Source organism: Streptomyces bambusae, from assembly GCF_020532645.1.
Classification (GTDB): domain Bacteria; phylum Actinomycetota; class Actinomycetes; order Streptomycetales; family Streptomycetaceae; genus Streptomyces; species Streptomyces bambusae.
The window spans coordinates 87,347-99,988 of sequence record NZ_JAJAUZ010000028.1 but is presented as its reverse complement, the minus strand read 5'-3'; the positions used below and the strand labels follow the sequence as shown (position 1 = coordinate 99,988).

The following is a 12,642-nucleotide window of genomic DNA, read 5'->3' as shown; positions in this document are numbered from 1 at the left end:
GGTTCGCGGCGGCCGGGGTGGGCGGCGGCGGGGCGGCCGCAGTGCTCGGCACGCCGTTGACCTTGCCGTCGGGGCCGAGGAAGACCGGGCTGCCGCCGGGCACGAGACCCAGTTCGCGGGCCCGGCGCTCCAGGGCGTCCGGCGCCGAGTAGGCGTCGACGTCCTTCTGGAGCGCCTGCTGCTCGTCGGTGAGGGCGGTGGTCTCCTTCTTGAGCCGGCTGAGGTGGAACGAGCCCTCGTTGAGGGCCGAGTTCAGCAGCAGCAGGGTGATGAGGCCGCCGCCGAGGAGGACGACGACCAGCAGCACGAACGGCGTCCGGGCCGGGCCCGCGGCACCGGCCGGCTCGCCGGGCCGTGACCGCAGCGGTCCCCCGAACAGTCCGGCCCGCCCGCGCGCCGGCGCGGCCGCCTTGCTCACGCCGCCCCCTCGCGCTCCGGCCCCGGTGCACCGCTCACAGTTCCTCCTCGCGGATCCGCTGGACCCCGCGCAGCCGGGCCGGGGCGGCCCGCCGGTTCTCGGCGACCTCCTCCTCGGTCGGCAGCTCGGCGCCCCGCGTCAGCAGCTTCAGCTTGGGCTGGTACTTCTCCGGCACGACCGGCAGGCCGGGCGGCGCGGTGCTGGTGGCGCCCGCCGCGAAGACGGTCTTGACCAGCCGGTCCTCCAGCGAGTGGTAGGACAGGACGGCGATCCGGCCGCCCACGGCGAGGGCCTGCACGGCGGCCGGGACGGCCCGCTCCAGCACGGTCAGTTCGCCGTTGACTTCGATCCGCAGCGCCTGGAAGGTGCGCTTGGCCGGGTTGCCGCCGGTGCGCTTGGCGGCCTGCGGGAGGGCGTCGCGGATGAGCTCGACCAGCCGGGCGCTGTTGGTGAAGGGCTCCTTCTCCCGTTCCCGGACGACCGCGGAGACGATCCGCTTGGCCTGCTTCTCCTCGCCGTACGCCCGCAGGATCCGCACCAGCTCGCCGGCCGGGTAGGTGTTGAGCACCTCGGCGGCGCTGATCCCGGTCGTCTGGTCCATGCGCATGTCCAGCGGGGCGTCCTGGGCGTACGCGAAGCCGCGGTCGGCCTCGTCGAGCTGCATCGAGGAGACGCCCAGGTCGAAGAGGATGCCGTCGGCCTTGGGGATGCCGAGCCGGTCGAGGACCTCGGGCAGTTCGTCGTACACGGCGTGCACCAGGGTGGCCCGGTCGCCGAACGGCGCCAGCCGCTCGCCGGACAGCCGCAGGGCTTCCTTGTCGCGGTCGAGGGCGACCAGCCGCACCTCGGGGAAGCGGGTCAGCAGGGCCTCGCTGTGGCCGCCGAGGCCGAGGGTGCAGTCGACGACGACGGCCCCGGGCCTCTCCAGCGCCGGGGCCAACAGGTCCAGGCACCGCTGGAGCATCACCGGGACGTGTCGGGTCTCGCTCATGCGCCCTCTCAGACAGTGGCGCGACCTGCGATACGCGCCGCGCACGCGGGAATTTTCGGGCCGGGAGCGGGGCGGACCCCGGGCGCCGGCCGGTTCGCGCCACTTTAGTCCACGGGTCGCCCCGGTCAACGAACCGGCCCGCGTGCCGTGCCGTCCGCCCGCTGGGAACCGGCAAATGGGTCGTACCACCCGATCGGCCCCCTCCGGCCACGCTTGTGGGTTAGCTCACAACAACAGCGGGTGCCCGTCTTTGTCCGTCCTCTCCTCTGCTGTGCCCGGCCGTGAGCACTACCGTCGTAGACATGACGACTTCCGCTTCCCTGCCCGCCGTCCCCGCGTCCGAACTCCCGGGCGCGACGGTGACCGACCGGCTCGTCGAGGCCAACCGGCGCTACGCCGAGCAGTTCAGCGACCCCGGCATGGACGCCCGTCCGGTCCTGCACGTGGCCGTGGTGGCCTGCATGGACGCCCGAATAGACCTCCACAAGGCGCTCGGCCTCCAGCTCGGCGACTGCCACACCATCCGCAACGCGGGCGGTGTCGTCACCGACGACACGATCCGCTCCCTCACCATCAGCCAGCGGGCCCTGGGCACCCGGGCCGTGGTCCTGATCCACCACACCGGCTGCGGCCTGGAGGCCCTGACCGAGGACTTCCGGCACGAGCTGGAGGACGAGGTCGGCCAGCGTCCGGCCTGGGCCGTGGAGGCGTTCCGCGACGTCGACCAGGACGTCCGGCAGTCCATGCAGCGGGTCCGGACCTCCCCCTTCCTGCTCCACCGGGACGACGTGCGAGGCTTCGTCTTCGACGTGACCACCGGACTTCTGCGCGAGATCGATCCCCTCTCCTGAGTGACAGGGGGGCGTAACGCCGTCAAGAATGCGGTGGGGCGCCCGCCCGGACCTTCGATTCCGGCCGGTGCGCCGTGTTTCGGGGTGGGCCGGTCATGCGCAAAGGGCGTCGGCCCGGAAATTGGGCCGAGGAGGGCCGGTGACGACCTATGACGATCGAGCGAGCCTCGCTGATCTGACCACCACAGCGGACCGGGTACGCCGGTCGGTGGAGAGTGTGATCGAGGGCAAGCCCGAGGTCGTTCGGCTCGCGCTGACGGTGCTGCTCGCCGAGGGGCACCTGCTGATCGAAGACGTGCCCGGCGTCGGCAAGACGATGCTGGCCAAGACGCTCGCGCGGTCGATCGACTGCTCGGTGCAGCGCATCCAGTTCACGCCGGACCTGCTGCCCTCCGACATCACCGGAGTGAGCATCTACGACCAGCAGCGCCGCGAGTTCGAGTTCAAGCCCGGCGCGATCTTCGCGCAGATCGTGATCGGCGACGAGATCAACCGCGCCTCGCCGAAGACCCAGTCCGCCCTCCTGGAGTCCATGGAGGAGCGGCAGGTCACGGCGGACGGGCAGACGTACGAGCTGCCCAGCCCGTTCATGGTGGTGGCCACGCAGAACCCGGTGGAGATGGAGGGCACGTACCCGCTCCCCGAGGCGCAGCGCGACCGCTTCATGGCGCGGGTCTCCGTGGGCTACCCGAGCCCCGAGGCCGAGCTGCAGATGCTCGACGTGCACGGCGGGGTGTCCCCGCTCGACGACCTGCAGGCCGTCGCGCACGCCCACGACGTGGTCAAGCTGATCGAGGCGGTCCGCGAGGTGTACGTCGCGGAGCCGGTGAAGCGGTACGTGGTCGAGCTGGTCGCAGCCACCCGCAGCCACCCCGACCTGCGGCTGGGCGCCTCGCCGCGCGCCACCCTGCACCTGCTGCGCGCGGTGAAGGCGTCGGCGGCGCTGTCCGGACGGGACTACGTGCTGCCGGACGACGTGCAGGCGCTGGCCGCGCCGGTGCTCGCGCACCGGCTGCTGCCGACCTCGCAGGCCCAGCTGAACCGCCGTACCGCGGAGCAGGTCGTCGCGGAGATCCTCCAGCGCACCCCGGTCCCGCACGCGGCTCCCGGCGGGACCATCGGCGCACCGGCCGGGCACGGCGAGCGGTCGCCTGGCGTCCGGAGCTTCTGATGGCGGCCGGGGGGCGGCCCGCGGGCCGTGACGCCGGCGAGCGCGCGGGACTGCGGGCGGCCCTGTCGGGGCTGACCACGCGCGGCCGTTCGTTCGTGGCCGCGGGCGTCGCCGCCGCGGTGTGCGCGTACGTCCTGGGCCAGGGCGACCTGCTGCGGGTCGGGCTGCTGCTGGCGGTGCTGCCGCTGCTGTGCGCGATGGCGCTGCACCGCACCCGCTACCGGGTGGCGGCGACCCGCCGGCTGACCCCGATGCGGGTGCCGGCGGGTGCCGAGGCGCGGGTGCAGCTGCGGATGGACAACGTGTCGCGGCTGCCCACCGGACTGCTGCTGCTCCAGGACCGGGTGCCGTACGTACTGGGTCCGCGGCCGCGGTTCGTGCTGGACCGGGTCGAGGCGGGCGGCCGCCGCGAGGTGTCCTACCGGGTCCGCTCGGACCTGCGCGGCCGCTACCCGCTGGGGCCGCTCCAGCTGCGGCTCACCGACCCGTTCGGGATGGTGGAGCTGACCCGGGCGTTCAGCGCGTACGACACGCTGACCGTGATCCCCCGGACCGAGCCGCTGCCCGCGGTCCGGATGACCGGCGAGTCCTCCGGCTACGGCGACGGGCGGCAGCGCTCGCTGGCGCTGGCCGGCGACGACGACGTGATCCCGCGGACCTACCGGCACGGCGACGACCTGCGCCGGGTGCACTGGCGCTCGACGGCGCGGTACGGCGAGCTGATGGTGCGCCGCGAGGAGCAGCCGCAGCGGGCCCGGGCCACGGTGCTGCTGGACACCCGGAAGGTGGCCTACCGGGGTGCGGGGCCGGACTCCGCATTCGAGTGGGCCGTCTCCGGGGCCGCCTCGGCGGTGGTCCACCTGCTGGAACGGGGCTTCTCCGTACGGCTGCTGACGGACTCGGGCACCTCGGTGCCGGAGGCGGGCGCGGGCGGGTTCGCCGCCGGCGGCCAGGACTCGGCCGAGGCGGCCGGGATGATGATGGACACCCTCGCCGTGGTCGGGCACTCCGACGGCGCCGGGCTGTCGCGGGCCAACGACGTGCTGGCCGGCGGCGGCTCGGAGGGGCTGCTGATCGCCTTCTTGGGCGACCTCGACGACACGCAGACCGCGCTGGCCGCGAAGATGCGCCGGCACAGCGGTGCCGCCGTCGCCTTCGTGCTGGATCCGGCCGCCTGGTCGGGCGGGTCCGGTGACGGGGCCGCGGCCGGGAAGCGGCTGCGGCGGCTGCAGGAGACCGGGTGGACGGCGCTGGCCGTGCCCCCGGGGGCCGCGCTGGCGCCGCTGTGGCGGCAGGCGGGCGACCCGGCCGGGCGCGGCTTCGCCGCGGACCACGGCACGGGCGGTACGGGAACCACGGGGGGCCGGTCATGAGCAGCAGGGCGAGACTGACGTTGTTCGCGCTGCTGGCCACGCTGCTGACGGCGGGCTCGCTGATCCCTCTGGTGCATCCGGACACCTGGCTGCTGCGGGCCGCGGTGCTGCTCGCCGTGCAGAGCGGGGCCGGTGCGCTGGCCCGGCGGGTGCCGCTGGCCCGCACCCTGACCATCGGCGTGCAGCTGCTGGTCTCCCTGGTGCTGCTGACGCTGTCGTACGCGGGCGAGCGGGCGCTGGCCGGGGTGCTGCCCGGCCCGGGCGTGCTGCAGGAGCTGGGCGCGCTGTACCAGCAGGGCGTCGAGGACGTCGGCCACTACGCCTCGCCGGCGCCGCTGACCGACGGGATCGCGCTGCTGCTGGTCTCCGGGGTGCTGCTGATCGGCCTCATGGTGGACCTGCTCGCGGTGACGTTCCGTACCGCGGCGCCGGCCGGTCTGCCGCTGCTCGCGCTGTACTCGGTGGCGGCCGGGCTCACCTCCGGCGGGGCGGCCTGGGGCTACTTCGTGGCGGCCGCGGCCGGCTACCTGCTGTTGCTGCTGGCCGAGGGCCGGGACCGGGTCTCGCAGTGGGGCCGGGTGTTCGGCGGCAGCCCGAAGGGCCGCTCGAACGCGGGCCTGAGCGCAGGCGGGGCGCTGGCCCCGGTGCGCACCGGCCGGCGGCTGGGCGCGGCGGCCCTCGGCGTCGCCGTGCTGGTGCCGCTGCTGCTGCCGGCGCTGGAGGGCGGGGTGCTGGCCGGCACCGGGAAGGGCGAGGGCGACGGCCTCGGCGGCACGATCTCGGCGGTCAACCCGCTGGTGTCGCTGCAGAGCAACCTGAACCAGCCGGAGAACCGGGAGGTGCTGCGCTACCGCACGGACACCCCTGACGCCGCCGGCCAGTACCTGCGGATCGTGGCCCTCGACGAGTTCGACGGCACCTCGTGGCGCACCTCCGAGCGGCAGGTGGAGGACGTGCCGGAGCGGCTGCCGGCACCCCCGGGGCTGAGCCCGCAGGTGAAGACCCGGGAGGTGCGCACGAGCCTGTCGGCGGCGGGCTGGTACGGGCAGTCGTACCTGCCGCTCCCCTACCCGGCCACGCAGGTGGAGATCGACGGCCGCTGGCGGTTCGAGCCGGCCGGGCGGACCGTCGTGGGCGACCGGAAGCAGGACACCCGGGGCGCCCAGTACACGGTGCGCAGCCTGCTGGTGCAGCCGACGCCCCGGCAGCTGGCGGCGGCCCCGCCGGCGCCCCCGGAGCTGAAGAAGGAGTACACGGCGCTGCCCGAGGGCGTGCCGGCCGTGGTGCGGGACACCGCGCGGGCGGTGACGCGGAAGGCGACGTCCGACTACGGGCGGGCGGTGGCGCTGCAGGACTGGTTCGCCTCGTCGGGGAACTTCCGCTACGACACGAGCGGTTCCTCGGGGACCGGCTCGGAGGCCGTGGTCCGCTTCCTCAAGGACAAGCGGGGCTTCTGCGTCCACTTCGCCTTCTCGATGGCCGTGATGTCGCGTGAGCTGGGCATTCCGGCGCGGGTGGCGGTGGGCTTCACCCCGGGCGAGGCACAGTCCGACGGCACCCGGTCGGTGGGGCTGCGCGATGCGCACGCCTGGCCGGAGCTGTACTTCGAGGGGGTGGGCTGGACCCGGTTCGAGCCGACCCCGACCCGGGGCACCACCCCGGACTACACGCTGCGCGAGACCGCGCCGGGCCGGACCGCCGGTCCGACCGCGCCGGCGCCGCGCACCTCGGACAGCGCGGCGGCTCCGGCACCGTCCTCGTCCGCGGGCTGCACCGCGCAGATGCGGCGGCTGGGCGACTGCGGTCCGACCGCGGGCGCGCAGGCCGGTGCGGTGGACGACGGGACGGCCTGGTGGGAGACGGCCCTGCTGGTCCTGGCCGTGGCCGTGCCTGTGGTGCTGGTGCTGCTGCTGCCGTTCCTGTGGCGGCTGGCGGTGCGCCGGCGCCGGCTGGCCGCCGCCTCCGCCGGGCCCGGGGCCCTTGCGGCGGACGGCGTCGAGGTGGCGGCGGTGTCGCCGGTGCGGACGCTGGCGGTGTGGCAGGAGCTGACGGACGCGGCGTGGGACGCGGGCATCCTGCCCGACGACGCGCTGTCGCCGCGCGGCACCGCGGAGCGGATCGTACGGCTCGGCGGGCTGGACACGGAGGCCGCGGAGGCGGTGCACCGGGTGGCCGGGGCGGTGGAGCGGGTGCTGTACGCCCGGGTGGCCCCGCCGACGGCCGGGCTGCGGCCGGACGTGCTGCTGGTCCGGGCGGCGCTGCTGGCGGGACTGGGCCGGTGGGCCCGGCTGCGGGCCCGGTTCGTGCCGCGGTCCTCGGTGCGGGTGCTGTGGGCCCTGTCGGCCCGCCGGGCGGCGCTGGCCGCCGCGGTGTCCGGGCGGCTGCGGGCGCTGCGGATGCGGCTGCCGGTCCGCGGGCGGGGCTGAGGACGCTGCGGGGCCCGGCGTACGGGCCCCGCAGGACGACGGGAACGCCGGTGCGACGGGGCTCGATCCCCCCGAGCCCCGGCGCACCGGCGTCTGTGTGCCGGACGTGGTCCGGCGATGGCCCCCCTGCACCTCGGTGAGGTGGCGGCCGAGGGCCCGCCCTGCTCCGCCGCCCCGTGCCGGCGGTGCGGGCGAGCGCCCCTTCCGTCTCTCCACTCTCCCGTTTGTGCAGGTGGGAGCCCATCCGCATCCCTACTCAGATCTGCGTCTAGGTACGGATACTCATTTCTACGCGCTGCGAGCGGCCGCGGGGATCCGCCGACCGGGCGTCACCCGGGCGTACGCCGGGCCTCAGCTGCCGCTGACCCGGCCGCGCAGCAGCAGCGAGAGCGCCGAGTGCACGTCGTCGAGGGAGCGCTCGCGCTGGAACGACTGCCAGTCGAGGGCGGCCACGAGCACCATGCCCACGAGGGCGGCGGCGGTGAGCGGGATGTCGATCTCGGTGCTCAGTTCGCCGCGCTCGACGCCCTCGGCCAGCACCTTCTCGACGACGGCCACCGCCTCGCCGCGGACCACCATGAGGGTGGACTGCCAGGCCCGGTTGGTCCGCCAGAGTTCCGCCACGTAGAGCTGGGTGAAGGCGGGGTAGGCGTCGATGAAGACGAGGCCGGCGCGGATCATGGCGTCGAGGGCCTCGACCCGGGTGCCGCCGCGCCGTTCGGTCTCCTCGGCGGCCTCCGTCAGCGAGGCGGTCAGCAGGCCGACGCCGTGCCGCAGCAGCTCCTCGAACAGGACGGTCTTGCTGGCGAAGTTGTAGTAGACCGTGCCCTTGGCGACTCCGGCCCGCTCGGCGATCTCGTCCACCGTGGTGGCGGAGAAGCCCTGCTCGGCGATGAGCGTGACGGCCGCTTCGTAGAGCTTCTGCCGGGTCGCCTGCCGTCTGGTGCTGCTGCTTTCCATGGCGCTGATTCTCACAGGTCTACAGGGTCAGTTCGGGGTGCAGCCGGTCCATGGTCCACACCTGCTTGCCGCGGGCGGCCAGGGCGGTGAGGGCCAGTGCGCCGGCGGTGAAGGCGAGCAGGACCGCGCTGCCGGTGACCACCGGGGTGAGGTCGCCGCCGGTGATGAGCCGGCGCAGGCTCTCCACCACGTACGACATCGGCAGCCAGGGGTGGAGGGCGTTGAAGAACCCGGGGCTGGTCTGCACCGGGTAGGTGCCGCCGGCGGAGGTGAGCTGGAGCATCAGCACCACCAGGACCAGGATCCGGCCGGCCGCGCCGAACTTGGCGTTCAGCCACTGCACGATGGCCGCGAAGCAGCCGGTGACCAGCACCAGGAAGCCGAGGGTGAGGGCGGGTGCGGCCATCTCCAGGCCGAGGCCCCAGTGCAGGACGGACATCAGCGCGGCCACCTGGAGCGTGCCGATCGCGGCGACCGGCAGCCAGCCGGCCAGCGCGATCCGCCAGGCGGAGGCGCCGGCCGCCAGGGCCCGCCGGTTGAGCGGCTGGATCAGCATGTACGCCACCATCGCGCCGACCCACAGGGACAGCGGGATGAAGTACGGGGCGAAGCCGGTGCCGTAGTTGGGGGCCTGGTGGAGGGATTCGGCGGCGAGCCGGACCGGGTCGGCCATGACTTCGGTGCGCCGGTCGCGCTGCTGCTCGTCGTAGTCGGGGATCCGCTCGGCGCCCTCGCGGAGTCCGCCGGCCAGGTCGCCGGAGCCGTCGACCAGCTTGTAGATGCCGCCGTCGAGACGGTGGGCGCCGTCGCCCAGGCGGCCGACGCCGCTGTCGATGCGGGCGGAGCCGCCGGTGGCGGAGGTGAGGCCGGTGTGCAGCCGGGCCATGCCGTCGGCGACGGTACGGGCGCCCGCGTTGAGGGCGTTGACCCTGGTGACGGCCGCGTCGAGTTCGCCGGCCAGGCCGGGGGCCTTGCGGGCGAGCTCGCGGGCCTGGTTCTCCAGGGTCTTCAACTGGCGGTCGAGCCGGGCGAGGTCGCCGCCGGAGCCCTTGACGAGGGTGTTGACGTCGGTGGCGAGTTCGGCGGCCTCGGAGGCCGCGTCCCGGGCCTTCTTCAGCCTGGGGCAGGCGGCGGAGGGCTCGGCGGCACCGGTGCACAGGTCGCCGTACACGTCGTCCAGTTCCGCGGCGGCGGCCTTGGCGGCGCGTTCGGCTCCGGGGGCGGCCTTGGTGAAGGTGCCGAGGTGGTGGCGGACGGCCTTGGCGGTGTCCGCGACGAGTTCGGCGGTGTCGGCGATCTGCCGGGCGTCGTCCCGGAGCACCGGGCGGGCCTTGCGTGCCAGGCCGTTGACCCGGTCGGCGAGGGTCCCGGTGCCGTCGGCGACGCGGTCCGAGCCGGTCTCCAGCCTGCCGGCGGCCGCGTCCAGCTTCCGCAGCCCGACGGTGAGTTCGCCGGTCTTCGCCTTGGCGGTGGTCAGGCCGTCGGCGAGGCTCTTGGAGCCCTCCTTGGCCTTGCCGATGCCGTCGCTGAGGCGGTCGGCGCCGTCGGCGGCCTCCTCCGTCCTGCCGTGCAGGTCGGAGAAGGAGATGAAGATCCGGTCGAGGAAGGACCGGGAGGCGTTGCGGGACGCGGCGGCGCGGACCTCGGAGAAGACGGCCTTGGAGATGGACCCGACGACGTAGTTGTTGGAGTCGTTCGTGCGGACCCTGAGCGCGCCGGTCTCGGGGGTGTCTCCGGAACTGGAGGCGATGCGGGTGCTGAAGTCCGCGGGCATGGTCAGGGAGAGGTAGTAGCGGCCCTGTTCGAGGCCTTCCGCGGCCTCCTCGGCGTCCACCTCACGCCAGTCGAAGGTCCGGCTGTCGCGCAGACCCTTGCCGATCTCGTCCCCCGCCGCGATCCGCCGCCCGCCGACGACGGCCCCCCGGTCGTCGTTGACGAGCGCCACGGGCACCCTGTCCAGGCGGCTGTACGGATCCCAGAACGACCACAGGTAGAGCGCCCCGTACAGCAGCGGCAGCAGCAGCAGCGCCACGAGCGCAGCCCGGGGCATCCGCCCCCGCCCGAACCGCCGGACCTCCAGCCCGGCCAGCCTAGACGCCCGCATCCCCATCCCCCTCCTCCTCGGTCGCTCCCCCGCCCGGGGCAGCCCCGTCGGGCCCGGCCTCTTCGGCCCCACCGGCATCGGCCGGGGCCTCTCCGGCCGATCCTGCGGCCGGGGCACCTGCGGCCGGGGCGATCCCAGCCCCTCCGGCGCTTGGGGAGCGGGGTCCGGGGCGGAGCCCCGAACCGGCCGGACCAGTCCGGACCGTCACCGCGTCGGACGGCGCGTCACTGCACACCGCCAGCACGGTCGTGCCGCAAGCCGCGACGTCCCGCAGCAGCCCCCACACCTCACCGCGCTCGTCAGCGGACAGCTTCAGGTCCGCGTCGTCCACGGCCACCAGCTCCGGCCGCCCCATCAGCGCCAGCGCCACGGACAGCCGCAGCGCCTCCACCCGCCCGAGGGACCGCACCGCCGTCCGCTCCCCCTTCGGCAACGACGCCGGGTCCAGCCCGGCGGCGGCCAGTGCCTCCTCCGCCCGCACGGCCGGCCCGGCCCCCCGCGGCCGCACCAGCGCCCGCAGCGGCCCGCCGTACCGCCCCAGCAGCAGCGCCCGTTCCCGCACCTGCTCGGCGACGGTCAGCGAAGGGTCGAGGTCGTTGACCCCCGGCACCGGCCCGAGCGCCGAAATCCGCCGGACCGCTCCCATACGCTTCGGCAGCGCGTGCCCGCCGACCTCCGCCGACCCGGCCGTCGACTTCATCCGCCCGGTGAGCGCCAGCAGCAGACAGGTGCGGCCGGACCCCGAGGGTCCCGCCACCGCGACCAGCGAGCCGGGTTCCGCGTCCAGGGACACGCCCTGGAACACCCAGCCGCGCGGCCCCTTCAGGCCGAAACCGTCGGCCCGAACGGCCGCCCCGGACAGGCTGTCCACCCCGACCCCTCCCCCAGTTTTTGAACTGACCAGTCAGTTCAAAAACTACGCACCTCCCGAGCACCCCGTCAAAAGTCCCAGGTCAGACCGTCTGTCAGTGGGGCCCGTCAGGATGGATCCGGAAATGTCGAAGACAGGAGGTACGTCATGGCAACACCGGCCGCCGATGTCCACCCCGTCCTCCGCCGGGCCTCGGCCCCGCCCGCGGCTGTCGACCTGCTCGCCAAGGCCCGCCAGGGCCTCGACGAGGCCGCACAGCTGACGGTTCCGAACGAGCGCTACGCCACCGCCCACCTCGCCGCCCTGCGCACCGCGGCCGCCGTGCTCGCCGCCCGCGCCCGGCCCGAACCGGTCCGCCCGCGCCGCCGCCCCCGGATCCGCAGCGCCTGGGAGCTGCTGCCGGAGCTCGCCCCCGAGCTCGCCGAATGGAGCGCCCTCTTCGCCGCCGGAGCCGCCCGCCGGGCCCGGGCCGAGGCCGGCATAGCCGACGCGGCGAGCACCCGGGACGCCGACGACCTGATCCGCGCGGCCGGGATGTTCCTGCGGCTGGTCGAGCGGATGCTCGCCCTGCCGCCGACCCTGCCGCAGCCACGGACGGAGCAGCCCGACGCAGGATGATCCCGCAGGCCGCGGGAGGCAATAGGGTGGATCGCGCACACACGTACCCACCCGCCGCCCGCGGCGGTTCCGCGCCGAGGAGTCATCAGCCGTGTCGGACACTTCCCGCCCCCGCGCCTCCCTCCGCACCGCCGTGGTGTGGGAGGTCCTCAAGGAGGCCTTGGACAACCGGGTCAAGGCGACCGGCCGGGACGTGCTGGACGTGCTGGACACCGGCGGCGGCACCGGCATGTTCGCCGTCCGGCTCGCCCGCCTCGGCCACCGCGTCACCGTGGTCGACCCCAGCCCCAACGCCCTCTTCGGCCTGGAGCGCCGGGTCGCCGAGGCCGGGGTGGCCGAGCTGGTCACCGGCGTCCAGGGCGACGCCCAGGGCCTGCTGGACGTGGTCGAGCGCGACGCGTACGACGTCGTGCTCTGCCACGGGGTGCTTGAGTACGTGGACGACCCGGCCGAGGGCGTCGCCAACGCCGAGGCCGCCCTGCGCCCCGGCGGCACGCTCAGCCTGCTCGCCGCCGGCCTCGGCGGCGCGGTGCTGGCCCGCGCCCTCGCGGGCCACTTCACCGAGGCCCGCACCGCCCTGACCGACCCGGCGGGCCGCTGGGGCAACGGCGACCCGGTGCCCCGGCGGTTCACCGCCGAGCAGCTCGCCGAGCTGGTCGGCGGCGCCGGCCTGGAGGTCGGCGCGGTGCACGGGGTCCGGGTCTTCGCGGACCTCGTCCCCGGCGTGCTCGTGGACACCGAGCCGGGCGCCGTCGAGGCCCTGCTGCGCCTGGAGGAGGCCGCCGCGGAGCTCCCGGCCTTCCACGCGGTGGCCACCCAGCTGCACGTGCTGGGCCGTAAGCAGCCCTGATCTGCGGCG

At 74.9% G+C, this 12,642-nt stretch carries 11 protein-coding genes; 6 read left to right on the top strand and 5 right to left on the bottom strand.

What is annotated here, in order from left to right:
* Positions 1 to 418, bottom strand: a 418-nt coding sequence (gene ftsL / locus LG634_RS20545) for a cell division protein FtsL (protein WP_372482465.1), incomplete at its 3' end; no start/stop codon positions are given.
* A 34-nt stretch (positions 419 to 452) separates the two neighbouring features.
* The gene (rsmH, locus tag LG634_RS20540; protein WP_226735358.1) at positions 453 to 1,409 is read right to left on the bottom strand and encodes a 16S rRNA (cytosine(1402)-N(4))-methyltransferase RsmH; all 957 of its coding nucleotides are present in this window, start codon (positions 1,407 to 1,409) and stop codon (positions 453 to 455) included.
* Positions 1,410 to 1,711: 302 nt separating this feature from the next.
* On the opposite strand from rsmH, the gene LG634_RS20535 reads away from it, so the two are divergent.
* The 4 genes from LG634_RS20535 (at position 1,712) to LG634_RS20520 (ending at position 7,230) form a co-directional block, all read left to right on the top strand.
* On the top strand, positions 1,712 to 2,260 hold the full coding sequence (locus tag LG634_RS20535; RefSeq protein ID WP_226735357.1) for a beta-class carbonic anhydrase: 549 nt from the start codon (positions 1,712 to 1,714) through the stop codon (positions 2,258 to 2,260).
* A 139-nt stretch (positions 2,261 to 2,399) separates the two neighbouring features.
* Positions 2,400 to 3,431 carry an AAA family ATPase gene (locus LG634_RS20530; RefSeq protein ID WP_226735356.1) on the top strand — a complete coding sequence of 344 codons (1,032 nt, stop codon included), beginning with the start codon at positions 2,400 to 2,402 and terminating at the stop codon, positions 3,429 to 3,431.
* A complete protein-coding gene (locus LG634_RS20525) occupies positions 3,431 to 4,804 on the top strand; it encodes a DUF58 domain-containing protein (protein ID WP_226735355.1) in 1,374 nt (457 codons plus the stop codon). The genes LG634_RS20530 and LG634_RS20525 overlap by 1 nt, the downstream gene beginning before the upstream one ends.
* Positions 4,801 to 7,230 (top strand): transglutaminase TgpA family protein, encoded by a 2,430-nt coding sequence (locus tag LG634_RS20520; protein WP_226735354.1) that lies wholly within the window; start codon positions 4,801 to 4,803, stop codon positions 7,228 to 7,230. Before LG634_RS20525 ends, LG634_RS20520 begins: the two co-directional genes overlap by 4 nt.
* 351 nt (positions 7,231 to 7,581) lie before the next feature.
* Here LG634_RS20520 and LG634_RS20515 read toward each other — a convergent pair whose 3' ends face one another.
* Genes LG634_RS20515 through LG634_RS20505 form a run of 3 tightly spaced genes read right to left on the bottom strand, consistent with a single transcriptional unit; the run spans position 7,582 to position 11,165 of the window.
* On the bottom strand, positions 7,582 to 8,190 hold the full coding sequence (locus LG634_RS20515) for a TetR/AcrR family transcriptional regulator (protein ID WP_226735353.1): 609 nt from the start codon (positions 8,188 to 8,190) through the stop codon (positions 7,582 to 7,584).
* A 19-nt stretch (positions 8,191 to 8,209) separates the two neighbouring features.
* A complete protein-coding gene (locus tag LG634_RS20510; protein ID WP_226735352.1) occupies positions 8,210 to 10,294 on the bottom strand; it encodes a YhgE/Pip family protein in 2,085 nt (694 codons plus the stop codon).
* Complete coding sequence (locus LG634_RS20505) at positions 10,281 to 11,165, bottom strand: ATP-binding cassette domain-containing protein (protein ID WP_226735351.1); 885 nt, start codon at positions 11,163 to 11,165, stop codon at positions 10,281 to 10,283. Before LG634_RS20505 ends, LG634_RS20510 begins: the two co-directional genes overlap by 14 nt.
* Before the next feature lie 147 nt (positions 11,166 to 11,312).
* Between LG634_RS20505 and LG634_RS20500 the strand changes: the two genes are divergently transcribed.
* Both LG634_RS20500 and LG634_RS20495 read left to right on the top strand, forming a co-directional pair.
* Positions 11,313 to 11,783, top strand: coding sequence for an SAV_6107 family HEPN domain-containing protein (locus LG634_RS20500; protein ID WP_226735350.1), 471 nt, complete (start codon positions 11,313 to 11,315; stop codon positions 11,781 to 11,783).
* A gap of 91 nt (positions 11,784 to 11,874) precedes the next feature.
* Positions 11,875 to 12,633 carry a methyltransferase gene (locus tag LG634_RS20495; RefSeq protein ID WP_226735349.1) on the top strand — a complete coding sequence of 253 codons (759 nt, stop codon included), beginning with the start codon at positions 11,875 to 11,877 and terminating at the stop codon, positions 12,631 to 12,633.
* Positions 12,634 to 12,642 lie beyond the last annotated feature (9 nt).

Coding starts and splice junctions, on each gene's coding strand:
- LG634_RS20500 (WP_226735350.1), top strand. CDS start 11,313: ATGGCAACACCGGCCGCCGATGTCCACCCCGTCCTCCGCCGGGCCTCG.
- rsmH (WP_226735358.1), bottom strand. CDS start 1,409: ATGAGCGAGACCCGACACGTCCCGGTGATGCTCCAGCGGTGCCTGGAC.
- LG634_RS20525 (WP_226735355.1), top strand. CDS start 3,431: ATGGCGGCCGGGGGGCGGCCCGCGGGCCGTGACGCCGGCGAGCGCGCG.
- LG634_RS20510 (WP_226735352.1), bottom strand. CDS start 10,294: ATGCGGGCGTCTAGGCTGGCCGGGCTGGAGGTCCGGCGGTTCGGGCGG.
- LG634_RS20520 (WP_226735354.1), top strand. CDS start 4,801: ATGAGCAGCAGGGCGAGACTGACGTTGTTCGCGCTGCTGGCCACGCTG.
- LG634_RS20515 (WP_226735353.1), bottom strand. CDS start 8,190: ATGGAAAGCAGCAGCACCAGACGGCAGGCGACCCGGCAGAAGCTCTAC.
- LG634_RS20535 (WP_226735357.1), top strand. CDS start 1,712: ATGACGACTTCCGCTTCCCTGCCCGCCGTCCCCGCGTCCGAACTCCCG.